Source organism: Modicisalibacter xianhensis (assembly GCF_900113605.1).
In the GTDB taxonomy this organism is placed as follows: Bacteria; Pseudomonadota; Gammaproteobacteria; order Pseudomonadales; family Halomonadaceae; genus Modicisalibacter; species Modicisalibacter xianhensis.
Window position 1 is genome coordinate 164,316 of the sequence record NZ_FOPY01000004.1, and the last position, 25,632, is coordinate 189,947.

Sequence of the window (25,632 nt, forward strand, 5' to 3'; positions counted from 1 at the left end):
GCTCGCGACGCGAGCAGTCAACAGCGATGAGCGCTTCGCTTATCGTCCGGACACCCGGATCCCGGACTTCGTCAACGACGAACCAACAAATTCTCCGGCAGGATCAACATGACTGCATTATTCAGCGATGCCACTGGCATCACTTCCCGCAAGGCCGTCGTCATCTATTCCGGCGGCATGGATTCCTACACCGTTCTCCATAAGTCCCTGCGCGAAGGCTTCGAGGTCCACGCCCTCTCCTTCCACTATGGCCAGCGCCACGCCAGGGAACTCAAGGTTGCCGAGCAGGTTTGTCTCGACCTGGACATCCCCCACCGTCTCATCGACATACGCGCCATCCATTCGCTCATGGATGGATCCGCCCTGACGGATACCGAGCGCGCCATGCCCCAGGGCGAGTATGGCCAGGACAACCTGACTGCCACCATGGTCCCCAACCGAAACATGGTACTGCTGTCGCTTGCGATCGCTCATGCGGTGAATATCGGCGCCAGCATCTGCTTCTACGGTGCGCATGGTGGCGACCATGTGCTGTATCCCGATTGTCGTCCTGAGTTCGTCGATAAGATGAACGATGTGGCCGCCATCGCCAACTTCGATCCTGTGCGAATCGAAGCCCCCTATCTGCATTCGGACAAGGCAAGCATCCTGGCCGATGGGCTGAGCATGGGGCTCGACTATGCGCGAACCTGGACCTGCTATCTCGGCGAGGAACTCGCTTGCGGGCAGTGCGGCAGTTGTCGCGAACGCCTGGCAGCCTTTGCAGCCAACAGACTCACCGACCCGTTGCGGTATGCCGCCCATGTATAGTGTCAAGGAAGCGTTTTACTCGCTTCAGGGCGAAGGGGCTCGCGCCGGAAGAGCGGGGGTTTTCTGCCGGTTTTCGGGATGCAACCTGTGGTCGGGGCGCGAACGCGACCGGGCCTCGAGTCTGTGCCGTTTCTGCGACACGGACTTCGTCGGGATCGATGGCCAGAATGGGGGGCGGTTTGCTACCGCAGATGCTCTGGCGGAACATCTGGCAGCGCTTTGGCCTTCCTCCTTGGGGGAAGCGGCCACTCCCTATGTCATCTTCACGGGCGGTGAGCCCTTGCTGCAACTCGATGGCACTCTCATCGACGTCATGCACGATCATGGCTTCGAAGTCGCTGTGGAAACGAATGGCACCCTGCCTCCCCCCGCCGGCATCGACTGGCTTTGCGTAAGCCCCAAGGGGCAGGCCCCACTGGCGCTACACCAAGGGAACGAACTCAAGCTGGTCTACCCCCAGCCGGACGCCATGCCACAACGTTTCAGCGCCCTGGATTTCGAACACTTCTTCTTGCAGCCCATGGACCGTCAGCCTCAGGGGCTCGAGGGAACCACACTGGCGGAGACGGTCGATTATTGCCTGACCCATCCCCAATGGCGCCTCTCCATGCAACTGCATAAATTGGCGGGAATCGATTGATGACACTCTTCGTTAACAACCTGACCCACCTGGATGCCTCGCTATGGTGTCCCCGGCGGGGCCTGATCGGTGCCAGCTGGCACGTCGACGTCGAGCTTGATGGACAGCTTGGCGATGATGGCATGCTTTTCGACTTCGGCGAGGTCAAACCCTGGCTGAAAGCCCATCTCGATGACGGGCCGGATCATACCTTGCTGATTCCGCTGGAAAGCCCGGGCCTCAGCGTACAGGCTTGCCGTGAAGGGCTCTGCATAAGGGCCCAGGCCCCGTATGCCATGGAGGTCCGCGGGCCACGCCAGGCCTTTACGCTATTGCCCTGGCGTGAGATCACTCCGCAGCGTCTCGCTGAACACTACAGCAACCTGCTGAGCCGACGCCCCCCGCCCCGGGTCGATGCCATCCGCCTGCGGCTTCACGAGGAAGCGATTGACGGCGCCGCCTTCACTTACAGCCACGGACTGAAGCGACACGTCGGCAATTGTCAGCGCATCGCACACGGCCACCGCTCACGCTTGTGCCTGTGGGAGAATGGCTCCCGGCAGCCCCTGCTGGAAGCGGCTTGGGCCAAACGCCTCCAGGATCGCTACCTCGTGAGCGAAGAGGACATCAGCGATCCCGGACTGCCGGGACCGCGAGGCCAACTCACGGTGCGATACCAGGCTGGCCAGGGCCAGTTTATGCTCCGCCTGCCGCGGGATCGCTGTATCGTGATGCCAACACCGACCACCATCGAACACATCGCAGCCTGGCTTGCGGCCCGCATCTTGCACGAGACGGGCCGTGAGGTGCGCGTGCAAGCTTTCGAGGGTATCGGCAAAGGCGCTTTCTCGGGTATGTCCCCGTTAACCCGTCACGACTGACAGAATTCATCCCAGGATTCGGCGTCGACAGGGTGTTCTTCTAGGCTAGAGACATGCGAACGCGGAGCCAGCCTCCGCGTAGTCATTTAGCCGATGGAGACAAAGAAATGTATTGGCTCGAACGTCAATTCGGTACTGCGTTATCGAGTTGGACCCTGGCTCTGGCGCTGCTGTTGATCGCTGCCACGGTGTCTTTCGCCCTGCGCCAGTTGCATCGTCGCGTACAGTCCAGCACCTCTTCTCATCTACGTTTGCTACGCGTACTTGGGCAAGCCGTCTATCTGCCGATACAGCTTCTGATCTGGTTATATGGCCCTGCCATTTCGCTGGTCATACTGCTACCCGAGGTCCCGGCAAGAATGGTGCTGATCGTCGCTGCACATACGCTCGGGGCCATTCTCGGTATCTGGCTGTTCCTGCGTCTTGCCAGACGCATGATTGCCTACCTGGACCGCTGGTCACAACGCCGCAGCAACGCCCTTGACAAGTACTTCTTTCCCTTTCTGGCGCGCTGTTGCGCCGTGCTGCTGCCCGTCTTCCTGCTTTTCTCGCTATTGCCGCTGGTCACGAACTCCCCGGGCCTGGAAACCGCGCTACACAACTTGGCCAGCCTGGTGCTCATCGGCGGGATTGCTGCTGTCCTCATGTACATGGTGGGCATTGGCGAAAATATTCTGCATGCGCGCTTTCGTACCGACGTTGCCGACAATCTACGTGCACGACAGGTACACACTCAGGTAGCCATGCTGCGCAAACTGACCAATTTCATCATCGTCGTGCTGGCCATTGCCTCGATGCTGATGGTCTTCGACAAGGTGCGCCAGTTGGGGGCCAGCATCCTGGCTTCGGCTGGGATCATCGGGGTTGTCGTCGGCTTTGCCGCACAGAAGGTATTGGGTAACCTGCTCGCAGGTATACAGATCGCCCTCACCCAGCCCATACGACTCGATGACGCCGTCGTTGTCGAGGGTGAATGGGGCCGTGTCGAGGAGCTGACATTGACCTATGTCGTCATACGCATCTGGGACTTGCGACGCCTGGTCCTGCCGATCAATTACTTCATCGACAACCCCTTCCAGAACTGGACACGCAGCAGCGCCGACCTGATCGGAACCGTGTTCATCTATGCCGATTATACCTTGCCCCTCGATCCGGTCAGAGAGGAGCTGGCCCGGATCCTCGCCGCTTCCAGATACTGGGACGGCAAGGTCAGTGTGGTGCAGGCCACCGATTTCAGTGAGCGTACCATGCAGGTTCGCATTCTCGTCAGTGCCGGGAGTGGTGGCGATGCCTTCGACCTTCGCTGCGAAGTCCGCGAAAAGTTGATCGCCTATATCAATACCCATTATCCCGATGCCCTGCCAAGGCTGCGCGCAGAAACGGGGGAACTGGCACCAGTGCCCCAGCGAAACTCGACAAGCGGTTTCGCGCAACGGCTCGGCGAAGAAGTATGAATGACGTAGACTCCCCCACTGGAATTCGTGGGTGGAGTCTTTCAATGTCGTGTCGTGCCGGTTGCGGTGCCTGCTGTATCGCGCCCTCCATCAGCTCTCCGATTCCGGGCATGCCGCAAGGTAAACCGGCCGGAACGCGCTGTGTGCAGCTCGATGAGCATAACCTGTGCCGCTTATTCGGCGACCCGCGCCGCCCGCTGGTCTGCCATCGTTTCGATTACGATCCCGACCTGTGCGGCGCTAATCGCTCGGAGGCCTTGGAAAATATTGCCATTCTGGAAGCTTCGACGTAAGAGAACCAAGCTAACGGTATAATTATCTAACTGAGACAACACCGCTGCCAGAGTGATTCCAGCTCTTCTACTTCAGGAAGGGTTTCACCTATCAGTTCGACACGCGAATCGCTGCGCCACACGGTATGTTCCAGCGACAGGCAGCCCTGACTGCGATTGAGCGTTTTCCAGCCTGACGACGTATGCCATATACCTTTGAGCCGCACCCCGCTGGGCAGGCTGTCGATGACACATGTCAGGCGATCTAGATCGAACATATCGCTGGGATGCCAGCGCCAGCCCAGGCTTGTATAGCCGAGCGATTCGCCCTGATCGCGTATCGGCTTGCCCGGCTCGGGCTGGCGATACTCGAACGTTTCCAGCACCACAGCGGGTTGTTCGATGAGCCGGTGTGATCCAGGACGTGCCACCTCACTCTGCCCATGGCTCTCAGGCTCAAGGAACTCTTCCATGGACATACGTTGACTTTCGCGTACCCAGCGCTTGGCCGGCCACAAAGTCGCGACATGCTCCCGTGCCGCCTGCAACTGCTGCGGCGAGGCAACATCGGTCATCGAGAGCAAGACACCATCGGCCAGTGACAGCTGGTCTCGAAACGTTTCGTGCTGTAGCGCCCTGTCATCCTCCATGCGCCGCGGATCAAGAAGCGTGATGACCTCGCTGACCTTCAGGGTGGCCTCGAAGGCCTCGCTACGCAGTAGATCGAGCAACCCAGTAGGATGACCAAGCCCCGAGGGCTCGATCAGTAGCCGGTCCGGCTGACTGCGATGCAGAAGGTTGACCAGTCCCGCTTGTAGAACAAAGGCCAACTGACAACAGAGGCAGCCACCAGGCAACCCCTTGATCACCACATCATCGCGCGTTTCGAAGAGCGCCTGATCGATGCCTACCTGGCCGAATTCGTTGATCAGGATTGCCCAGCGCTCTCCGGGCGGTTTCTGGCGTATCAATGACTTGATGAAGCTGGTCTTGCCGCTGCCGAGAAAGCCCGTGATGATATGAACGGGAATGGGTTGGCCGAGGGGCCGGCCGGCGTGTGTACGTGGCATGCTGCCTCCATATTGTTACTATATAACAATACCAGACACTGCCCCGCCCGTCTGCAGCGACGCCGCCGTGCCATTCAAATGATAAAAAGGCGCAGTCTGCGCTGCGCCTTTTCATTACCTGGCAAGCCTCATTACCGGGTCGTCATAACCGCTCGATTTCCGCACTGTCGCGCAAGTTCTCGAGCAGTCCTTGTACCGCCGCCTGGGCACGCAAGCGCTCGGCCATCTGCACGATGAAGGCATCGACCTGCCCTTCGGTGGCGGTATCGCCAGCCTCCACCCGGGTCAAGGCAATCAAGGCCACGCCCTGCGAAGTCGCAGCCTGGCCATAGACAGGCTGATTGCCTTCGGGTCTGGGCAGTCGGAACGCCTGTTGCAGAATCGGTTGAGGAACATCGGTTTGCTGCTGTCGTGAAATGCTATCGACCTCCTGCCAGTCGAGTTCCAGCGATTCACCATTACGCAGGGCCTGTGCCATGTCAGCCGCTCTTTCGCGCAATGCCTCACGAACCTTTTCCTGCTCGACTGCGTTGCGTACCTGGTCTTGCACTTCATCCAAGGACAGCGTTGCCGCCTCGCGATGGTCAATGACACGCAGCACCATGCGACGCTGCTCGTCGAGTTCGATGACCTCGCTGTTATACCCTTCTTCCAGCACATCCGGCTCGAACGCGGCCGCCATGACGCCGGGCTCGGCCAGAACGCCTTCGGCCCCCTCCCGGGAAAGCCAGTCGCTTTGCTGCAATGTCAGGCCAAGGTCTTCCGCGATGCTAGCCAGATCATCGGCAGCAAAGCTTTCATCGATCAGGCGCTGGGCACGCTCATTGAAGACATCCTGCGCTTTTTCCATGGCGACATCGTCACGCAGCGTGTCACGCATTTCCTCGAATGACGGAATATCCAGATCAGTCACCTTGACGAGATGCAAGCCATTGTCGGTTTCGACGATATCCGACACCTGACCGGGCTCCAGGGAAAATGCCGCGTCTTCGAAAGCTTCACCGAAGAATCCCCGGTTGATGAAGCCCAGATCGCCTTGGCTATCGGCGGTGGTCTCATCGTCTGAGTAGTCAGCCGCCAATTCCGCAAAGCTTTCCCCTGCCGCCAACTTGTCCTTTACCTCCTGCAACCGTGCTCGGGCCTCCTCACGGGACCGCTCGTCGCCAAAGGTCACCATGATATGGGATACCCGCCGACTGGCCTCGCGGGCACGCTCCTCGTAAGCGCTTCGTAGCGCGTCGTCATCTACCTGAATGTCATCGGCCAGGTTCGCCTGATCGAGGATCACATAGGCGAGGCGGACCTGCTCAGGCCGGCGGAACTGATCCTGGTTGGCATCGTAATAGGACTGCAACGCGTCCTGAGACACAGCAATGTCCTGCTGCAGGTCAGCTTGCGTCAGCACATGATAACGAAAACTGCGCGTCTGCCGTTGCAACTCGACGAAGCGCTCACGCTCGCTGTCCAGCATGAACTCACTAGTAGCCAGCCCTTGTTGAACTTGTTGCCGAATCAGATCCTCGCGCAACTGCTGACGGAAAGACAGCGGGGTGTAACCGGCACTGGCCAGGCGGTTGCGAAAGATTTCCTTCGAGAAGTCACCGTTTTGATCCTGGAACTCCTCGAGGTTGACGATCAATTGATCGATCTGGGTCTCGGAAGCATACAGGCCGCCTTCCTCGGCATACTGATCGAGCACCTCACGCGACACCAATTGCTCAATTACCTGATTCCGCAACTCCCGCTCCTGCTCGGGGGGCACCTGACCGGAGCGAATGGCGCGCTGAACCTCGATCTCGACCTGCTGGCGAGTGATCGGCTCGCCATTGACCTCGGCAACATTATCACTGCTCGAGGTAAACAGGCCGACCAACGACTCGATACCGAACAGCGCGAGAGCGACGATGACCGCACCAACGATGACCTTGGCGATCATGCTTTGGGAGCGGTCCCGGATTTGTTGCAGCATGCTGGCCTCAAATGCTGTTTGTTGAAATAAAAAAGCGCATCGCTTACGCGATGCGCCTGGCAGCAGGGACATGGTTGGCAGCTAACCGGCAAGGTGGGGTGACCAATCACATGGGTTGATCATCAGCGCCCTGATGTCACTGCCAGGCCCCGCGTCTATACCCGGGACGTCAGGAAATCAGTTGACCGAATCCTTGAGCGCCTTGCCAGCCTTGAAGCTGGGCACCTTGGCTGCGCTGATGTTGATCGGCTCACCAGTCTGGGGGTTGCGGCCAGTGCGTGCAGCGCGCTCCTTGACGGTAAAGGTACCGAAGCCGACCAAGGCAACGGAGTCGCCCTTCTTCAGGCTATCGGTAACGGACTCGATCATCGCATCCAACGCGCGGCTTGCAGCTGCCTTGGGAATGTCGGCAGATGCAGCGATGGCTTCGATCAGCTCGGATTTATTCACACTTCACCCCTTGACTGTTTCGGAAATTACTGAAAATCGGCGCTTCTTTAGGGCGGCTTACGCGATCACAGCAAAGCGCAATTTATAGCAATGCGACAAAACTTCTGTCAAGCAACCTTCGGCGCCAAGCCCCGCCATAACGGGGTTTACACCCCATTATGGCGCATTAAAACCCGTTAGTGCGTGCTGACCATCGTATGCGAAGAAGCCGCTTCATCGGGACGATTATCATCACTGGACACGTCGGAAGGATCAACCAACGCTATATCGAGAACTTCATCAATCCAACGCACGGGACGAATGTCCAAGGCACTGGTGATGTTGTCGGGAACTTCCTTGAGATCGCGGCGGTTCTCTTCAGGAATAAGTACGATCTTTATACCACCCCGCCTTGCCGCCAGCAATTTCTCCTTTAGCCCACCGATCGGCAACACTTCACCGCGCAGGTTGACTTCACCGGTCATGGCGACATCGCAACGCACCGGACGTTCGGTGTAGGCAGAGACCATGGCAGTGACCATGGCAATGCCTGCACTGGGGCCATCCTTGGGGGTGGCGCCCTCGGGGACGTGAATGTGCAGATCCTCCTTTTCGAAGCGTTCGGGATCGATGCCCATGGGAACCGCACGTGCACGCACCACGGTGTGCGCTGCATCAACCGATTCCTTCATCACGTTGCCCAGAGACCCCGTCTTGTTCAGGCGTCCCTTGCCCGGCGTGACTACCGATTCGATATTGAGCAATTCGCCGCCGACCGATGTCCAGGCCAGGCCGGTCACCCGCCCCACTTGATGCTCCTGGTCGGCCAGGCCATAGCTATAGCGTCTGACACCTGCATAGGACTCGATATCGTCGGCCGCCAGCGTCTGCGCGGCCTGGGCGCCTTGCTTGCTCTCCGCCTCGACACGCTCGCGGAGCACCTTGCGGCACACCTTGGCGATCTGTCGCTCGAGCTCGCGTACCCCCGCCTCGCGGGTATAGTAGCGGATGAGCTCAAGTATCGCCTCATCGGACATCGCCAGCTCATCGTCCTTGAGACCATTGGCCTTGAGCTGCTTGGGCAGCAGGTAGCGCTTGGCGATGGCGAGCTTCTCGTCCTCGGTATAGCCGGGCAGGCGGATGATCTCCATGCGATCGAGCAGCGGACCGGGAATGTTCATCGAGTTGGCGGTACAGATGAACATCACATCGGAAAGGTCGTAGTCGAGCTCAAGATAATGATCGCTGAACTTGTCGTTCTGCTCGGGGTCGAGCACTTCGAGCAGCGCCGATGCCGGGTCGCCACGATGATCCATGCCGATCTTGTCGACTTCGTCGAGCAGGAACAATGGGTTTTTCACGCCGGCCTTGCTCATGCGCTGGATCAGCTTGCCCGGTAGTGAACCGATGTAGGTACGACGATGACCGCGGATTTCCGACTCGTCCCTGACACCGCCCAAGGCCAGACGCACATACTTGCGATTGGTCGCGCGCGCGATCGACTGCCCCAGTGACGTCTTGCCGACCCCCGGGGGGCCGACAAGGCAAAGCACCGGCCCCTTGAGCTTCTTGACACGTTTCTGCACGGCCAGGTACTCGAGAATGCGCTCCTTGACCTCTTCAAGGCCATAGTGATCCTCGTCGAGTACCGACACGGCATGCGGCAGGTCGTGCTTGACACGCGTGCGCTTCTTCCATGGCACCGACACCAACCAGTCCAGGTAAGAACGTACGACGGTCGCCTCGGCCGAGGTCGGTGCCATCATCTTGAGCTTGCTCAGCTCCTGATTGGCTTTTTCGGCCGCCTCGGCAGGCATGCCGGATTCCTTGATCAGCTTCTCGTACTTGTCGGCCTCGTTGGGAACATTCTCGAGCTCCCCCATCTCCTTCTGGATGGCCTTCATCTGCTCGTTCAGGTAGTACTCGCGCTGCGACTTTTCCATCTGGTCCTTGACGCGCGAGCGGATCCGCTTTTCCACCTGAAGCAGGTCGATTTCGGATTCGATCAATGCCATCAGATGCTCGATGCGGTCACGCACGCGATCCATCTCGAGCAGTTCCTGCTTGTCGCCGATCTTGAGCGACAGATGGGCACAGATGGTATCGACGAGCCGACTGGGATCCTCGATACCCTGCAAGGAGCTGAGCACCTCGTTGGGGACTTTCTTGGACAGCTTGACGTACTGCTCGAACTGGTTGAGCAATACACGCACCAGCGATTCCTGCTCGCGCTCGGAAAGCGGCTGGCTCTCGCGCATGACGATATCGGCGACGCTATATCCCGACTCGGCAAGGCCCACATGACGCACGTCGGCACGCGACGTCCCTTCGATGAGTACCTTGACAGTACCGTCAGGCAACTTGAGCAGTTGCACGATTTCCGCCACGGTGCCGACCGAGAACAGATCTTCCGTGCCAGGATCGTCCTGCCCGGCCTCACGCTGGGCTACCAGCAGCACACGCTTGTCGGCATCCATGGCCGCTTCGAGGGCCTGGATGGACTTTTCACGCCCTACGAAGAGGGGAATGACCATCTGCGGGTAGACGACAACATCCCGCAATGGGAGAAGGGGCAGACTCAGTGTCTGTTCGGCGTTCTGCTGCATCGCAGACAGTTCCTCACGATTCGAATGTTTGGACACCAGGGCAACCTGGCTTGGCGGTTCGCAGCCGGCGAGAACGAAGGGACAGGACACTGATCGGTCCTGACCGGGTATACCGACCCAGATGCGTATCAGCCGGAACCGAGTAAAACGATCTCCTCAGTCAGCCAGGTCAGGATCTCCTAGCGCAGCAATCAACTATTGAGACAAGATGTGGGGGCGAAAGTGTCACTTTACAACCGCCGAGTGACGATGGCTTCCCGCTGCCTAACATACGAAAAGGGGGCCATGACGGCCCCCTCCCGAACGGGATGAGCTTCAACCATCCTTGTTCGCGACCTTGCTCTCTTCCTGGGTGGAATAGATGAGCAGCGGATCGCTTTCACCGGAGATCACCGACTCGTCGATGACCACCTTGGTGACGCCTTCCAGCGAAGGCACTTCATACATTGTGTCGAGCAGCACGGACTCGAGAATCGAACGCAGGCCACGAGCCCCGGTCTTGCGAGCCATAGCCTTGCGGGCAACGGCACGCAACGCATCCTCGCGGAAGTCGAGTTCGACGTTCTCCATTTCGAAGAGCTTCGCGTACTGCTTGACCAGCGAATTCTTGGGCTCGGTCAGAATCTGAACGAGCGCTTCCTCGCTGAGTTCTGTCAGGGTGGCAATAACCGGCAGGCGACCAACGAACTCTGGAATCAGGCCGAACTTGACCAGATCCTCGGGTTCGACGTCGGCCAACACATCACCCACACCCTTGTTGGAGTCCTTGCTCTTGACGGTGGCATTGAAGCCGATACCGCCCTTCTCGGCGCGATCGCGAATCACCTTGTCCAGCCCGGCGAAAGCCCCGCCGACGATGAACAGGATATTGCCGGTATCGACCTGCAGGAACTCCTGCTGCGGGTGCTTTCGGCCACCTTGCGGCGGTACCGATGCCGTAGTGCCCTCGATCAGTTTGAGCAGCGCCTGCTGTACACCCTCGCCCGAGACGTCTCGAGTGATCGACGGGTTGTCGGACTTGCGCGAAATCTTGTCGATCTCATCGATGTAGACGATGCCGCGCTGCGCCTTCTCGACATCGTAGTCGCACTTCTGCAGCAGCTTCTGAATGATGTTCTCGACATCCTCGCCGACATAACCCGCTTCCGTCAGGGTCGTTGCATCGGCGATGGTGAAGGGCACATTGAGCAGGCGAGCCAAGGTTTCGGCCAGCAACGTCTTGCCGCTGCCGGTCGGCCCGATCAGCAGGATGTTGGACTTGCCCAACTCGACCTCGTCACCCTTCACACCAGCGCGCAGGCGCTTGTAGTGGTTGTACACCGCTACGGACAACACCATCTTGGCGCGATCCTGCCCGATCACGTAGTCGTCGAGTGTGTCGCGAATCTCGCGCGGGGCCGGCAGGCGATCCTCGTCGCCTTCAGCGTCGGCCTCCAGGACTTCCTCGCGAATGATGTCGTTGCACAAGTCGACACACTCGTCGCAGATATAGACGGAAGGACCTGCGATCAGCTTGCGCACCTCGTTCTGGTTCTTGCCGCAGAACGAGCAGTACAGCAGCTTACCCTCGTCTTTGCCTTTGCCGTCGGCCATTCGCGTACCTCTTTCCAAAGGCGACCTTGACGGCCGCCAGGATATGCATGGTTTACAATTACGCTATCAGGATGCCGGGCGCTTATCCAGCACGGCATCGATGAGGCCATATTCCACTGCCTGATTGCCGTCCATGAAGTTGTCACGGTCGGTATCCTTGGCAATCGTCTCGATGTCCTGTCCAGTATGATCGGCCAGAATCCGATTCAGTTTATGGCGGATATTGAGAATCTCTCGAGTATGGATCTCGATATCCGAGGCCTGCCCCTGGTATCCGCCAAGCGGCTGGTGAATCATCATCCGTGAATTGGGCAGACAGAAGCGCTTGTCCTTCGCACCGCCAGCCAATAGCAGCGCACCCATGCTGGCCGCTTGACCGATGCAAACAGTCGAGACATCGGGCTTGACGAACTGCATGGTGTCATAGATGGACATGCCCGCCGTCACGGAGCCACCGGGCGAGTTGATGTACAGGTGGATGTCCTTGTCCGGATTTTCGGACTCGAGGAACAACAGCTGCGCCACGACCAGGTTGGCCATGTAGTCTTCCACCGGACCCACCAGGAAGATCACACGTTCCTTGAGCAGGCGCGAGTAAATATCGTAGGCCCGCTCACCGCGTGCGCTCTGCTCGACCACCATGGGGACCAGACCGCCGGCGTTTTGAATATCGAACTCGTTGCCCATTGCGTGACTACCTTAATCCGGTGATTTGTAACGTGATGCCTTGCTTACCTAGCCAGGCACATGACTATCGACCCGGCCGGAGCCGGGTCGTTCAGTCAACCTGCAGGACGCTGTATCAGGCTTGCTGTGAAGCCGCCTCATCCTCATCGGCGTCTTCCTCGGCACCCTGCTGCTGAGCTGCCTGCAGCGCCTGCTCGTAGGACATCTCGACGTCTTTAACCTGTGCCTGCTCGAGAAGCTTGTCAACCGCCTTCTCTTCGAGAACGGCAGACTTGACCTGATTCTTCATCTGCTCGTCCTTGAGGTAATACTCGATCACCTGCTCGGGCTGCTGGTACTGCTGAGCGAGTTCTTCGACCTTGGCCTTGATCTCATCGTCGCTGGCGTCCAGTTCGTTCACCTTGATGACCTCGGCCAGCAGCAGTCCGACCTGAACACGACTCTTGGCCTGATCCGCAAAAAGCTCGTCGGGCAGTTGCGACACGTCGAAGTCATCCCCCAGGCCAAACTGCTGGGCAGCCTGACGCTTGAGCGCGTCGGTTTCCTGGCTGATCAGGGAAGCCGGCACCGGAATGTCATTGGCCTGCTTCAGGGCGTCCAGGGCCTGTTGCTTGACGCGGTTGTCGACCGCCTGCTTGACCTCACGCTCCATGTTCTTGCGCACTTCGGCACGGAACTTGTCGAGGTCGCCATCCTCGACACCGAATTGCTTGACGAACTCGGCATCGATTTCCGGCAACTGCTGGGCGTTTACCTGATGCACCTTGACCTTGAACGTCGCTTCCTGACCGGCCAAATGCTCGGCCTGGTAGTCTTCCGGGAAAGTGACCTTGATTTCGCTCTCGTCACCGGCCTTGACGCCGACCAGCTGGTCCTCGAAGCCAGGAATGAAGCTATTGGAGCCGAGGACGAGCTCGTGCCCTTCGGCTTCGCCGCCTTCAAACGGCTCATCGCCCAGGAAGCCCTTGAAATCGATCTTGACCTGATCGCCGGATTCCGCAGCGCGGTCAACTACTTCCCACTTAGCATTCTGCTTGCGCAGGGTCTCGATCATCTGATCGATATCCGCATCGTTGACGCTGGCCACCGGACGCTCGATCTCGCTACCCTCAATGGATGCCAGGTCGAACTCCGGATAGACTTCCAGCGTAGCAACGAACTCGAGATCCTTGCCCGTCTCGTTGACGGTCGGCTCGATCGAGGGGTAACCCGCCGGATTCAGGCTCTGCTCGGTGATTGCCCTGACGTAGTGCTGACGCATCAGTTCGCCCACCACTTCATTACGCACGTCGCGACCGTAGCGCTGCTTCACCACTGCCATCGGCACCCGCCCCTGGCGGAAGCCGTTGAGACGAATGTTCTTGGCGGTGTCCTTGAGACGGGCGGCGACGGCCTCATCGACTTCATTGGACGGCACCTGCACGGTGACGCGGCGCTCGATCTGTGAAGTCGTTTCGACGGAAACTTGCATGAAAGGTCCTCTACCGACTGGGGGCGTTTGAAAATGCGTTCAAAGGGGAGGATTTTAAGAATCCCGGCACGCGCTGGCAAGCACGTCATGCGGCTGTATATGGGGACACCCGAAGGATTTACAAGAGCAACGACAAAAACCACACTGCAGCAACGCTGTTAGCGTCGAAAACGGTTGCACTGCAACAGCGGCAGCAAGCCAAGCGAGCGAGGCAAGACGAGAAAACGACCACCAAATGGCAGCGGTAAGCACAAGAGGGAATAATAGAGGAGAAACAAGATCGAAGAAATGGGGTGGATGATGGGGATCGAACCCACGACCACCGGAGCCACAATCCGGGGCTCTACCACTGAGCTACATCCACCACTTCTTCAAAAAAACAAGGCAGGCGACATGGGGTGGATGATGGGGATCGAACCCACGACCACCGGAGCCACAATCCGGGGCTCTACCACTGAGCTACATCCACCATATCGTACTGCTACTGACGGCATTCGCCTTGCCGACCTGACCAGCATGCACTGGCATGCGGCTTGGCGCGCCCAGCAGGACTCGAACCTGCAACCTACGGCTTAGAAGGCCGTTGCTCTATCCGGTTGAGCTATAGGCGCATACTGTCTCTACGGGAGAGTCATGTTACGGCCCCAAGCTTCTCACCACAACCCTACTGTAGACAAAAACACTTGCCAAACAATAGGTTGGTCGGGGTAGAGGGATTTGAACCCCCGACATCCTGCTCCCAAAGCAGGCGCGCTACCAGACTGCGCTATACCCCGCCGTTCGACGCTACGGCCATGACGTCACCGCTCGGGCCCCGTCAAGCGCTGCGTATTCTACGCAACTTCTTCGCGAGGTCAACCCCTTAGCTGATCTCGCTGCACAGTAGCGCTTTGACAGTCGCCTAGGACATGCGAAAATCTCGCCTCTTCTTCTTCCGCAGCGCTTCTGCTCGACAGTACCAAAGGAATCTTTGATGTCAGCCCAACTAATCGACGGCAAGGCCATTGCCGCGCAAGTCCGCCAACAAGTCGCTCGCCAGGTGAAGACGCGTCATGAGACAGGCAAGCGCATTCCCGGACTTGCCGTGGTACTGGTTGGTGAAGACCCCGCGTCCGAAGTCTACGTACGCAACAAGCACCTTGCCTGCGAACAGGCCGGCATCCTCTCCTTTCGCCATCAACTGACCGAAGATACGAGCCAGGAAGCGCTGGAAGACCTCGTCGACGAACTGAATGCTGACCCGACCGTCGATGGAATCCTGGTACAGCTTCCCTTACCGGAGCATCTCGATGCCCGCCCGATTCTCGAGCGTATCCATCCCGACAAGGACGTGGACGGCTTTCACCCCTACAATCTGGGCCGCCTTGCCCAGCGCCTGCCGGTGCTTCGTCCCTGCACACCCAAGGGCATCATGACCCTGCTCCAGGAAACCGGCATCCCGGTGCGCGGTCTCGACGCGACCATCGTCGGCGCTTCCAACATCGTGGGACGCCCCATGGCGCTCGAACTATTGCTGGCCGGCTGCACGACGACGATCTGCCACCGCTTCACCCAGGATCTGGAGACTCATGTCCGCGATGCCGACCTGCTGGTCGTCGCGGTGGGCAAGCCGGGCGTGGTCAAGGGCGAATGGGTCAAGGATGGGGCCATTGTGATCGATGTCGGCATTAACCGCCTGAACAGCGGTCAACTGATTGGCGACCTGGAATTCGAACCTGCCGCCGCCCGTGCCAGCTATATCACGCCAGTGCCTGGTGGCGTAGGTCCGATGACGGTCGCTTCGCTATTGGAAAACACGCTATACGCTGCCGAACTGCACGATGCCATGCACAACTGAGTCCTGGCACGTATAATTCTTGCCCTTTTCATGTCCGCAGCCCCGGGCCAACGATCAACGACGTCGGAGAGTGGGATGAACGACCAGAAGCCAATGAACGTCGAGAGCTTCAACCTGGACCACACCAAGGTCAAGGCACCTTACGTACGCCTGGCCGGCATCAAGACCGGCGATAATGGCGACCAGATCCATAAGTACGACATGCGCATCTGCCAGCCCAACCGGGAACACATGGAGATGCCCGCCCTGCACTCGCTGGAACATTTGATGGCTGAGCTGTCGCGCAATCACAGCGACAAGGTCGTCGACATCAGCCCGATGGGCTGCCAGACCGGCTTCTATGTCGCCATGATCAATCATGACGACTATGACGACGTGCTCGAGCTGTTGGCCAAGACCTTGGAAGACGTTCTCGAAGCCAAGGAAGTGCCAGCCTGCAACGAAATGCAGTGCGGCTGGGCCGCCAGCCACAGCCTGGAAGGCGCTCAGGAACTGGCGCGCAACTTCCTGGCCAAGCGCAACGAGTGGAACCAGGTATTCGCCTGATGCAGAGAATCGGAATCATCGGCGCCATGGCAGAGGAAGTCGCCCTGCTCGCATCGCGCCTGGAAAATTGCAAGACCCGCGAGCATGTGGGTTCCACCTTCCATGTTGGCCGATTGCATGGTGTCGATGTGGTTATCCTTCAGTCAGGCATCGGCAAGGTCAATGCCGCTGTCGGCACCACCCTGCTGCTCGACATGTACCAGCCCGAGGCCGTGATTAACACCGGCTCGGCGGGCGGTTTCGGCAGCGACTTACAGGTCGGCGACGTGGTCGTTTCCACGGAGGTGCGCCACCATGACGTGGATGCCGTCGTCTTCGGCTACGAGCATGGTCAGGTACCTCGCATGCCAGCCGCCTACCTGCCAGATGAGCGCCTGGTGAAAGTCGCTCGAGACTGCATCGAAAGCCTCGGCCACCTGCGTGTATATGAGGGCCTGATCGCCACCGGCGATGCCTTCATGGCTTGCCCCGATGCCGTGCAGCGTACCCGCGAGCGCTTCCCGACCATGCTGGCCGCGGAGATGGAGGCGGCTGCCATAGCCCAGACCTGCCACCTGTACGGCTGCCCTTTCGTGGTCATTCGCGCCCTGTCGGATATCGCCGGTAAGGAGTCCAACCTTTCTTTCCAGCAGTTCATCGACCAGGCCGCCACGCATTCGGCCGAGATGGTCGAAGCCATGGTAAAGCGCCTGGGCACGCCCCGCGAGGCCACCGTCGAGGCCTGAGCTGTCAGCCCGCGGCACCGAAACGAAAAAACCCGCGATAGTTGAAATATCGCGGGTTTTCTTCAAGCCAAGACAAGCTATTTTTCGAATACCCAGTTCGTCCCCTCGCGGGAGTCCTTGAGCACGATCCCCATGGCAGCCAGTTCGTCACGAATACGGTCGGCCTCGGCAAAGTCGCGCTGTGCCTTGGCATCGGCCCGCGCGGCAATACGTGCCTCGATTTCGGATTCGGTGATCGGCAGGCTTGCCGCCCCCGCCTTGAGAAAGACAGACGGCTCCTGACCGAACAGCCCCAGGATACCGCCCAGGCGCTTGAGCTCGTACGCCAGGGCGGGTGCCCGCTCGGGTGCCTCCTTGCGCGCCCGGTTCAGGTCGCGAACCAGCTCGAACAAGACAGCGAGCGCCTCGGCGGTATTGAAGTCATCGTCCATCGCCTCGGTGAAGCGTACCCGGTAACCCTCTTCCACTTCGCCCTTGACCGGCTCCAGGCCATCGAGCGCATTGTAGAAGCGCTCCAGGGAACGCCGCGCCTCATCGAGCGCATCGGGTGCGTAGTTGATAGGGCTGCGGTAGTGGCTGGACAGCAACAGGTAGCGCACCACCTCGGGATCATGCACTTCAAGCACTTCCCGGATGGTAAAGAAGTTGCCCAGCGACTTGGACATCTTCTGCTGGTCGACCCGGACCGCGCCGGCATGCATCCAGGTGTTGACATAGGGCTTGCCGGTCGCCGCTTCGCTCTGGGCAATCTCGTTCTCGTGATGCGGAAAGGTCAAATCCGGCCCGCCGCCATGAATATCGAACGTCTCGCCCAGGCAGCAGGTCGACATGGCGGAACACTCGATGTGCCAGCCGGGACGCCCATTCCCCCAGGGGGACGGCCAACTGGCCTCATCCGGCTTCGCCGCTTTCCAGAGCACGAAGTCGAGCGGATCCTCCTTGTGGGTGTCGACCTCGACACGTGCACCGGCTCGCATCTCGTCGAGGTTGCGGTTATTGAGCTTGCCGTAATCGGTGAACTTGCGCACCCGGTAGTAGACATCACCGTTATCGGCACGATACGCGTACCCCTTGTCGATGAGCTGCTCGATCATCGCGATGATGTCATCGATGTGCGCGGTTGCCCGGGGCTCATGGTCGGGACGAAGCACGCCCAGACGTCCCTCGTCCTCATGCATGGCCGCGATCATGCGCTCGGTGAGGCTGACGATGGTTTCGCCATTCTCGTCGGCCCGCTTGAGGATCTTGTCGTCGATATCGGTGATGTTGCGCACATAGGTCACGTCGTAACCGCGCTCGCGCAGGTAGCGGGTGATCACGTCGAACGCGACCATGACCCGGGCATGACCGATGTGGCAATAGTCATAGACCGTGATGCCGCACACGTACATGCGCACCTTGCCCGGCTCGATGGGATTGAAGGGCTCCTTGCGCCGGGTCAGGGTATTGTAGATCTGCATGCCCGCTCACCCCTTCTTCTGGATCTTGGCCCAGGTATCCTTGAGACCGACGGTACGGTTGAAGACACGCTTGCCCTCGGCTGCAGCATGCCGGTCGGCACAGAAGTACCCCACCCGCTCGAACTGGAAGCGATCCTCGGGCTTGATCTCGGCCAGGCTCGGTTCGCCATAGCCTTGCACCACGCTCAGTGACTGCTCATTGAGGTGCTCGAGGAAATCCACGTCGCGGTCGCGATCGGGAGCCTCGACCTGGAACAGGTTGTCATACAGACGTACCTCGACCGGCACGGCATGCGCCGCACTGACCCAGTGGATCACGCCCTTGACCTTGCGCCCTTCGGGATTCTTGCCGAGCGTGTCGAAATCCACCGAGCAGCGCAACTCCTCAATGTCGCCAGAGGCGTTCTTCACTACCTCATCGCAGCGGATCACGTAGGCATTGCGCAGGCGGACCTCCTTGCCCGGCGCCAGGCGGAAGAACTTCTTGGGTGGCTCTTCCATGAAGTCATCGGCATCGATCCAGATCTCGCGACTCAGCGGCAGCTTGCGCACGCCCATGTCGTCGCGTGCCGGGTGTCCCGGCACTTCGAAGACTTCGTCATGATCCTCGGCGACATTGGTCAGCACCACCTTGAGCGGCTTGAGCACGCACATGGCCCGCGGTGCATTGTCCTCGAGGTCCGAGCGGATGGCATGATAGAGCATGGCGATATCGACCATTCCGCCCTCGGCACGGGTAACCCCGATCATGTCGCAGAACTTGCGGATCGAACTCGCCGTGTAGCCGCGCCGTCGCATCCCCGAGATGGTCGGCATGCGCGGGTCGTCCCAGCCATCGACAATGCCCTTGTCCACCAGCAGCTTGAGCTTGCGCTTGGACGTCACCGTGTAGTTGAGGTTCAGGCGTGCGAACTCGATCTGACGGGGGCGAGACGGCACCGGCAGGTTCTCGAGGAACCAGTCGTACAGCGGGCGGTGATCCTCGAACTCCAACGTGCACAGCGAGTGAGTCACGCCCTCGATGGCATCCGATTGGCCATGGGCGAAATCGTAGGAGGGATAGATCTTCCACTTGTCGCCGGTCTGGTGGTGACTGGCATGGCGGATGCGATACAGCACCGGGTCGCGAAGATTGATGTTGGGTGATGCCATGTCGATCTTGGCGCGCAGTACCTTCCCGCCTTCGGCGAACTCCCCGGTGCGCATGCGCTCGAGCAGGTCAAGGTTCTCCGCGACCGGCCGGTCGCGGTAAGGGCTCGGGCGTCCGGGCTCGGTCAGCGTGCCGCGGTATTCACGAATCTCCTCGGCGGACAAATCGTCGACATATGCCTTGTCCTCGCGAATGAGATGCTGTGCCCAGGCATAGAGCTGGTCGAAATAGTCCGAGGCATAGCGAACGTTACCGGCCCACTGGAATCCCAGCCACTCGACGTCGGCCTTGATCGCGTCGATGTACGCCTGCTCTTCCTTGGCCGGGTTGGTATCGTCGAAACGCAGATTACAACCACCGCCGAACTGCTCGGCAATCCCGAAATTCAGGCATATCGACTTGGCATGGCCGATATGCAGAAATCCATTGGGCTCCGGCGGAAAACGGGTGACGACGGTATCGACGGAGCCCGCTTCGATCTCTTCCCTGACCTGGTTGCGAATGAAATTCGGGGCGCTGGTACTCTCGGTGGTCATATGATGTCCATGAACCTCTGGGATCGCGAATGACGAAGGGGATTCACCCGGCTTCGCGCGTAGAACGAAAGACGCTATTATAGCGCGACGCTCAAGCGCTTCGCCAAGGCGCACCATTTCTGACAGTTGGGAATTCTTCCATGATCGTCCTGCATACCAACCACGGCGAGATCCATATCAAGCTCGATCACGATAACGCCCCCAAGACGGCAGCCAACTTCGAGCAGTACGTGCGCGATGGCCATTACGACAACACGCTGTTCCATCGCGTCATCAATGGCTTCATGATTCAGGGCGGCGGCTTCGACCTCGACTTCGAACAGAAGCCCACCCGCGAGCCGATCGAAAACGAAGCCGACAACGGCCTGAAGAATCGCAAGGGCACGCTTGCCATGGCGCGCACCCAGGATCCCCATTCGGCCACCGCCCAGTTCTTCATCAACGTAGCCGACAATGATTTTCTCGATCACCGCGGCAAGAACCTGCAGGGCTGGGGTTACTGCGTCTTCGGTGAGGTGGTGGAAGGCATGGATGTGGTCGAAAATATCAAGGGCGTACAGACGACACGCCGCGGCATGCATGCCGATGTGCCTGCCCAAGACGTGATCATCAAGCGCGCGGAAATCGTCGACTGACATCCTGATGCCTTGCTGAAACGGCCCGCTACGGCGGGCCGTTTCACGACCGGCTCTCCGCGCTTGGCAGCGCCGTGACAAGCCCCATCACATGACGGTAGGCACGCATGACGATACGACTGATTTCCGACCTGCACCTGCATGCCGGCGCACCCGAGATCGCCGAGAACTTCCTTCGCTATCTCGATGAGCGCGGCCGCCATGCCGAGGCACTCTACATCCTCGGCGATTTCTTCGAAGCCTGGATTGGCGATGATTACCTGGGAGAGTTCGAGACGCGCATCATGGCGGCGCTCCGGAAGGTGAGCGACAGCGGTACGCGGCTCTACTTCATGCATGGCAATCGTGACTTCCTGATCGGAGAGGGCTTCGCCCAGGCAACGGGCGTCACCCTCCTGCCCGATCCCAGCGTCGTGACGCTGGGCGACCAATGCGTTCTGCTGATGCATGGCGATAGCCTGTGTACTCGTGACGAGGCCTACATGCAGTTTCGCGGCATGGCTCGCGATCCCCAGTGGCAGGCACAGATCCTCGCCATGCCGGTCGAGCAGCGGCTCGAGCTGGCCCGCAATCTGCGCAGCCAGTCAGGCGAGGCCAACTCCAACAAGGCGGAAGACATCATGGATGTCACGCCCGACGAAGTGGTGCGAGAGATGACTCAGCATGGCGTATACACGCTGATCCACGGGCACACGCACCGCCCCGCCGTACATGAACTGGACATCGATGGCGAGCCGGCACGGCGCATCGTGCTGGGAGACTGGCAGCCACACCAGGGCTGGGAAATTCTCATCGAAGCGAACGGGACACCGGCGTTGACCCGACTCGACTTCTAGCCCAGGCTCCGCGGAACATCCGCTCCGGAACGACCAGCGCCAGTCCCTCACGAGGCGTCGCCTGCACGGTGACGCCTCGTGTTTCCCCGGGCGCGAATCGCGGCCGGACTCAGTCGGCGTTGATGGCCCGAAACGTGACCGAGCCACTCGACTGGCACTGATCAAGCAAGTTGCGCCAGCGCACCAGCACCGGTGCATCGCTCTGTGACACCTCGCCGAGCAGCCGACGCAAGGCCTCCCGTGCATCCACGTCGCTAGGGTCGACGATATCCAGCCAGAGTTCGAGCGCATAGAGCTGGTGATGGACGTTTTCGTGCTCGCGAGCCTGCTCCAAGGCCTGTTTGGCCAGCTTGCGAATCGCTTCTCGAGGGCGACCCAATTCGTGGTAAACCCTGGCAAGCTGGACTGAAAGCTCCGGAACGTAGAGGGAATTGCGCTCGCGCGCCATCATCAGGCGTTGATCGAGATAATCTTCCGCCCGCAACAGTTCCCCGAGGAACAGACAGGCGTCCACATACCACAGTACGGGGCGCTGATACTGGTCGCGCCCAACCAGTTCGGCGAACTCCTCCAGCCCCGCCTCGATCATGGCCAGTCCCGCCCGGTCGCCGGTCAGGGCCTTGTGCCACCCCAATGCGCACTGGGCCGTCATGTGCCAGAGATGCAGATCCGGCGTCTGAGTCAACTCGAAAACCCGCTCCGCCCTGGCACCGGCCAGGTGTACATGCCCAAGCTGCCGGTACAGCGATGCCGCAAACATCAGGGACATGGCCAATGAGCCGGGATGATTGAAGCGTTCTGCCAGCCGAATCGCAGCCTCGATCTGCACCTCGGCGTTGTGGTAATCGCCACGCAGGCATAATGCCCAGCCCTGATAGCAGGCCGCCGCCACCTGGGGATGATCGGAGAAAGGCAACCACTCCAGCATCATCGATTGGTTGAGGGGATCGATCTCCTGAAGGTGATCGTGAGCCTGGCGGATGCGCCCTGCCCAGTATTCACAATGTGCCTGGGCATATTCTGCCAAACGACGGTAGCGGAGATCGGGCAATTGCTGGGCCAAGGCCGCCATGCGCGATGCCAATGAAAAGGCGTCGGCATTGGCGTCACGCTGGCTGCAGCCCACCCAGAGCCCCCACTTGACCAGGAATCTCTGCTCGAGCTCGGTCTCTTCATCGGCGCAAGGCGAACACTCGATCAACTCGCGTGCCTTGACGAAACTTTCATGGGCGGTCGGCGAACCATGGCCCTCCAGCGCAAAGGCTGCCTGCCCCTTCACGGTCAGCAGGCTGATCTCGCGCTCCACCTGGTTTTCAACCTGGCGCAGGCTGGCCAGGCCGGCGTCGGCCATGCGCAGCGCCGTGCGGTTGGCACTGACCTTGAGCGCCTCTCGGGCTGCCAGCTCGAAGTAACGAGCACCACGCGCGAAGTGGCCACTACGCCGTAGATGCGCGGCAAAATCTCCAGGGTTGCGGCTGATCCACATCGGAAAGCGCTCCTCGATCAGCCCAACGACCTGCTGATGGATGCGCACCCGAACGTCCTTGGGGCAGGAAAGGTATGCCGCTTCCTGCAACAGCGGGTGGGTGAACTGATATTCGAATTCGCTGCCGGCGTCGCAATTCTCGATGATTTCCAGGCGTGACATTTGTTCCAGTGCCTGCCGGAGCCTAACTTCCTCGATGCCGCAGCACTCGCGGAGAAAATCGAGACGGAACTGACGACCGAGCACCGCTGCGGCATGGGCGACATGGCGGTCAGCATCGAGTTGGTCGATGCGGCTGGCCAGCAGCCCCAGCAGACCATGCGGCAACTCGTCGACCTGAACGCTACGGCCTTCCCGGCGGTCCATGTCCAGTCGCCGGCAGATTTCCTGCAGATAGAGCGGAACGCCATCGCAGCGCTCGATCAATTGACTACGCAGGCGTGGGCTAAGGTGCAAGCGGTAACGTCGTGCCAATTGCGACAGCAGTCGCGACGATTGGGTGGCATCGAGGCGACCCAACGCGATCAACTGGTCCCAATGCAGCTTGACCGCTAGCGACTCGCGCCCGTGATAGCTGCTGACCAGCAGGAAGGGGCAATTGATGGGCAGGCGCGCCTGGAGACCGGACAGCACCTTCAGCGAGGGCTCGTCGATCCACTGCAGGTCGTCGACCATGAGCACCAGCGGCCTGTCCTTCGTGATCCGTTCGATCAGGCCGTGCAGCATGCGAACCACCAGGTCCACGGCCTCGCCATTCTGGGTCACTGCAATGTGTTCTTCGGGCGCCTCGAAACCCAGCGCCTGATGCAGCAGGCGGCAACGGACCTCATCTGCAAGCAGCGATGTCTCCCCTTGAGCCGCCAGCATGGCCTCCAACCGATCGCGGCTCAGCTCGCCCTGCCAGTGCCAGCGCAGTAGCGATCGGGCAACGCCATACGGCTCTTGCATCGACATGCGGGTGGTCGAGATCCAGCACAGCGCAGCATCCTGGCTCTGCTCCAGTTGGCGAAAGCCGACCATCAATGCCGACTTGCCCATGCCCGACGCGCCTTGCACCAGAACGCTCTGGCGCAGACCGATACCGGCCCGGGCCAAGGCGTCCCGCATCTTGCGCAGCGCGCTTTCGCGACCGACCAGAGCCGGCGGCAGCGCCCCGCGCGCCCCCTCGCCGCTTCCCAGCACCAGCGCGCGCAAGCGTATCTTGCCGTCGCTGGCCACGAGTCGCGACGCCAGGCGAGGCTGCAAATCCAGTGCAGGCGGCATGTGCTGGCTGGCCTCCTGTGAAATGACCAGCTCACTGCCCTCGGCCGCACTCATCAACTCCAGAGAACGCTGCGTCACCTGCCCAAGCGGATCGATCAGCTGCCGCTCGGGCAGATAGACGACGCGACCGCTATGCAGTCCCGCCGTCAGGGTAAACCGGGGTGCCTCCTTGTCACCGCTCCACAGGCGCGCCGTTTCCTCCGGCAAGGCACGGCGGCAATGCTCGTAGAGCGCTACCAGCTCGGCCAGCTGGTGGGCCGGGCCATGGGTACCGAAGCAGGCCAGGCCCAGCCCCCCGGTTGCCCCGGGCAGCCAGAAGCCGCCCAGATGATGACATTGGCGCTCCAGCCAGCGCAGCAGCTCGATCTGCAGCGACAGGCAGGCCCGCACCTCACTGCGCTCCTCCCAGTCGCCATGCAGGCTCAGTCGGATCGCCATGACCGAGAGCTGGCGATGATCGATCTCCTCGTCGCACAGCGGCTGGCTATCCATGCTGAGCACACGCGAATAGGCGCCCTGCGGCGTGGTCGGCTGGGGCTCGACCGGCGTGTCCGACCAAAAGCGCGCGAGTTGAAGGATACCGGGATCGGGTTGCTGCCCCGACAGGGCGAGGAGTTGCAGATAAGCATTGTATTCTTCGTGGGCGGCGGCCGACTGACCCTGGTCGATCAGTTGCCTGATCAGCCGTTCATGGAACGGCGCATATCCGGAGAAACGACTGACCAATGTACGCAGCAAGCCATCGGGAATGTCCGAGGTCGAGGTCACGACCTGCTCGGCATAGGCAATCACCCGCTGACGCCATTCCCCGCGAATTCTGACCAGCCAGCGCTGATACTCGGCACATTGGGTCAGTTGGAGTTCTTCCACCAGGTCGCCCCGGTAAAGCCCAAGCAGTCGCTCGAGCCGCTCGACATCGGGTGGCTCGGCCAGCAAGGCCTCGACCTGATGCAGGTCGAACTGCCACTGTTCCGGCAACTGGAAAGCGATTGTCTGCCGGGAAACCGCCAACACGCGCTCGGCGTCGTCGCCTAGACTCTGGCGCAGGCAATGCAGGGCATGGCGTAGATTGGTTCGCCCTGAGGACAACCCCTGGTCGGGCCACAGCAGTTCGGCCAGTGTGGCTCGATTCACCGGCTGGCCTTGCAGCAGCAGATGCACCAGCAGTGCCTTGACCTTGTCGTAGCTGAACTGGGTGAGCGTGTCGCCACCCAGGCTCAAGGAAAAATGACCGAACAGCGTTAACTGGGCATTTACGGAATCGGTCCGCATCATTGTTTTCAGTTCCTGCGTTGTT

At 60.1% G+C, this 25,632-nt stretch carries 20 protein-coding genes and 4 tRNA genes; 10 read left to right on the forward strand and 14 right to left on the reverse strand.

Annotation, left to right across the window (positions count from 1 at the left end; genetic code table 11):
- Positions 1 to 108 precede the first annotated feature (108 nt).
- The 5 genes from queC (at position 109) to BM194_RS05775 (ending at position 4,057) form a co-directional block, all read left to right on the forward strand.
- Positions 109 to 810: a 7-cyano-7-deazaguanine synthase QueC gene (gene queC, locus BM194_RS05755; protein WP_092844657.1), complete on the forward strand. Its 702-nt coding sequence runs from the start codon at positions 109 to 111 to the stop codon at positions 808 to 810.
- Positions 803 to 1,450 (forward strand): 7-carboxy-7-deazaguanine synthase, encoded by a 648-nt coding sequence (queE, locus tag BM194_RS05760; RefSeq protein WP_092844974.1) that lies wholly within the window; start codon positions 803 to 805, stop codon positions 1,448 to 1,450. Before queC ends, queE begins: the two co-directional genes overlap by 8 nt.
- Entirely contained in the window at positions 1,450 to 2,310 is an 861-nt protein-coding gene (locus BM194_RS05765; protein WP_092844659.1) for a 6-pyruvoyl trahydropterin synthase family protein, read from the forward strand. Before queE ends, BM194_RS05765 begins: the two co-directional genes overlap by 1 nt.
- Before the next feature lie 107 nt (positions 2,311 to 2,417).
- The gene (locus BM194_RS05770; RefSeq protein WP_092844661.1) at positions 2,418 to 3,764 is read left to right on the forward strand and encodes a mechanosensitive ion channel family protein; all 1,347 of its coding nucleotides are present in this window, start codon (positions 2,418 to 2,420) and stop codon (positions 3,762 to 3,764) included.
- Between the two features lie 44 nt (positions 3,765 to 3,808).
- Positions 3,809 to 4,057 (forward strand): YkgJ family cysteine cluster protein, encoded by a 249-nt coding sequence (locus BM194_RS05775; protein WP_092844663.1) that lies wholly within the window; start codon positions 3,809 to 3,811, stop codon positions 4,055 to 4,057.
- 26 nt (positions 4,058 to 4,083) lie between these two features.
- Here BM194_RS05775 and BM194_RS05780 read toward each other — a convergent pair whose 3' ends face one another.
- The 11 genes from BM194_RS05780 to BM194_RS05830 form a co-directional block, all read right to left on the reverse strand.
- Complete coding sequence (locus tag BM194_RS05780) at positions 4,084 to 5,106, reverse strand: CobW family GTP-binding protein (RefSeq protein ID WP_092844665.1); 1,023 nt, start codon at positions 5,104 to 5,106, stop codon at positions 4,084 to 4,086.
- Positions 5,107 to 5,248: 142 nt separating this feature from the next.
- Positions 5,249 to 7,075: a SurA N-terminal domain-containing protein gene (locus BM194_RS05785; protein ID WP_092844667.1), complete on the reverse strand. Its 1,827-nt coding sequence runs from the start codon at positions 7,073 to 7,075 to the stop codon at positions 5,249 to 5,251.
- A 177-nt stretch (positions 7,076 to 7,252) separates the two neighbouring features.
- Entirely contained in the window at positions 7,253 to 7,525 is a 273-nt protein-coding gene (gene hupB, locus BM194_RS05790) for a nucleoid-associated protein HU-beta (RefSeq protein WP_092844669.1), read from the reverse strand.
- Positions 7,526 to 7,701: 176 nt separating this feature from the next.
- A complete protein-coding gene (gene lon / locus BM194_RS05795; RefSeq protein WP_092844671.1) occupies positions 7,702 to 10,110 on the reverse strand; it encodes an endopeptidase La in 2,409 nt (802 codons plus the stop codon).
- Positions 10,111 to 10,425: 315 nt separating this feature from the next.
- Positions 10,426 to 11,703, reverse strand: a complete 1,278-nt coding sequence (gene clpX, locus BM194_RS05800; RefSeq protein WP_092844673.1) for an ATP-dependent Clp protease ATP-binding subunit ClpX — start codon at positions 11,701 to 11,703, stop codon at positions 10,426 to 10,428.
- A 66-nt stretch (positions 11,704 to 11,769) separates the two neighbouring features.
- Entirely contained in the window at positions 11,770 to 12,390 is a 621-nt protein-coding gene (gene clpP / locus BM194_RS05805; protein WP_092844675.1) for an ATP-dependent Clp endopeptidase proteolytic subunit ClpP, read from the reverse strand.
- A gap of 115 nt (positions 12,391 to 12,505) precedes the next feature.
- Positions 12,506 to 13,861, reverse strand: coding sequence for a trigger factor (tig, locus tag BM194_RS05810; protein WP_092844677.1), 1,356 nt, complete (start codon positions 13,859 to 13,861; stop codon positions 12,506 to 12,508).
- 289 nt (positions 13,862 to 14,150) lie between these two features.
- Positions 14,151 to 14,225, reverse strand: a tRNA-His gene (locus tag BM194_RS05815).
- A 30-nt stretch (positions 14,226 to 14,255) separates the two neighbouring features.
- Positions 14,256 to 14,330, reverse strand: a tRNA-His gene (locus BM194_RS05820).
- 65 nt (positions 14,331 to 14,395) lie between these two features.
- Positions 14,396 to 14,472 (reverse strand) — tRNA-Arg (locus BM194_RS05825).
- 88 nt (positions 14,473 to 14,560) lie between these two features.
- A tRNA-Pro gene (locus tag BM194_RS05830) sits at positions 14,561 to 14,637 on the reverse strand.
- A gap of 197 nt (positions 14,638 to 14,834) precedes the next feature.
- On the opposite strand from BM194_RS05830, the gene folD reads away from it, so the two are divergent.
- From folD to mtnN, 3 genes are all read left to right on the forward strand, one after another.
- Positions 14,835 to 15,698 (forward strand): bifunctional methylenetetrahydrofolate dehydrogenase/methenyltetrahydrofolate cyclohydrolase FolD, encoded by an 864-nt coding sequence (gene folD, locus BM194_RS05835; RefSeq protein ID WP_092844679.1) that lies wholly within the window; start codon positions 14,835 to 14,837, stop codon positions 15,696 to 15,698.
- A 75-nt stretch (positions 15,699 to 15,773) separates the two neighbouring features.
- Complete coding sequence (locus BM194_RS05840; RefSeq protein ID WP_092844681.1) at positions 15,774 to 16,244, forward strand: S-ribosylhomocysteine lyase; 471 nt, start codon at positions 15,774 to 15,776, stop codon at positions 16,242 to 16,244.
- Positions 16,244 to 16,969 (forward strand): 5'-methylthioadenosine/S-adenosylhomocysteine nucleosidase, encoded by a 726-nt coding sequence (mtnN, locus tag BM194_RS05845; protein WP_092844683.1) that lies wholly within the window; start codon positions 16,244 to 16,246, stop codon positions 16,967 to 16,969. The genes BM194_RS05840 and mtnN overlap by 1 nt, the downstream gene beginning before the upstream one ends.
- A gap of 77 nt (positions 16,970 to 17,046) precedes the next feature.
- Here mtnN and cysS read toward each other — a convergent pair whose 3' ends face one another.
- Complete coding sequence (gene cysS / locus BM194_RS05850; RefSeq protein ID WP_092844685.1) at positions 17,047 to 18,429, reverse strand: cysteine--tRNA ligase; 1,383 nt, start codon at positions 18,427 to 18,429, stop codon at positions 17,047 to 17,049.
- Between the two features lie 6 nt (positions 18,430 to 18,435).
- A complete protein-coding gene (locus tag BM194_RS05855) occupies positions 18,436 to 20,115 on the reverse strand; it encodes a glutamine--tRNA ligase/YqeY domain fusion protein (RefSeq protein WP_092844687.1) in 1,680 nt (559 codons plus the stop codon).
- Between the two features lie 140 nt (positions 20,116 to 20,255).
- Between BM194_RS05855 and BM194_RS05860 the strand changes: the two genes are divergently transcribed.
- Together BM194_RS05860 and lpxH are read left to right on the forward strand one after the other, a co-directional pair.
- Positions 20,256 to 20,750 (forward strand): peptidylprolyl isomerase, encoded by a 495-nt coding sequence (locus tag BM194_RS05860; RefSeq protein ID WP_092844689.1) that lies wholly within the window; start codon positions 20,256 to 20,258, stop codon positions 20,748 to 20,750.
- A 107-nt stretch (positions 20,751 to 20,857) separates the two neighbouring features.
- Positions 20,858 to 21,586, forward strand: a complete 729-nt coding sequence (gene lpxH / locus BM194_RS05865; RefSeq protein ID WP_092844691.1) for a UDP-2,3-diacylglucosamine diphosphatase — start codon at positions 20,858 to 20,860, stop codon at positions 21,584 to 21,586.
- A gap of 109 nt (positions 21,587 to 21,695) precedes the next feature.
- Here the strand turns inward: lpxH and BM194_RS05870 are convergent, their stop codons facing one another.
- Positions 21,696 to 25,610: an ATP-binding protein gene (locus tag BM194_RS05870; protein ID WP_092844693.1), complete on the reverse strand. Its 3,915-nt coding sequence runs from the start codon at positions 25,608 to 25,610 to the stop codon at positions 21,696 to 21,698.
- Positions 25,611 to 25,632: the final 22 nt, after the last annotated feature.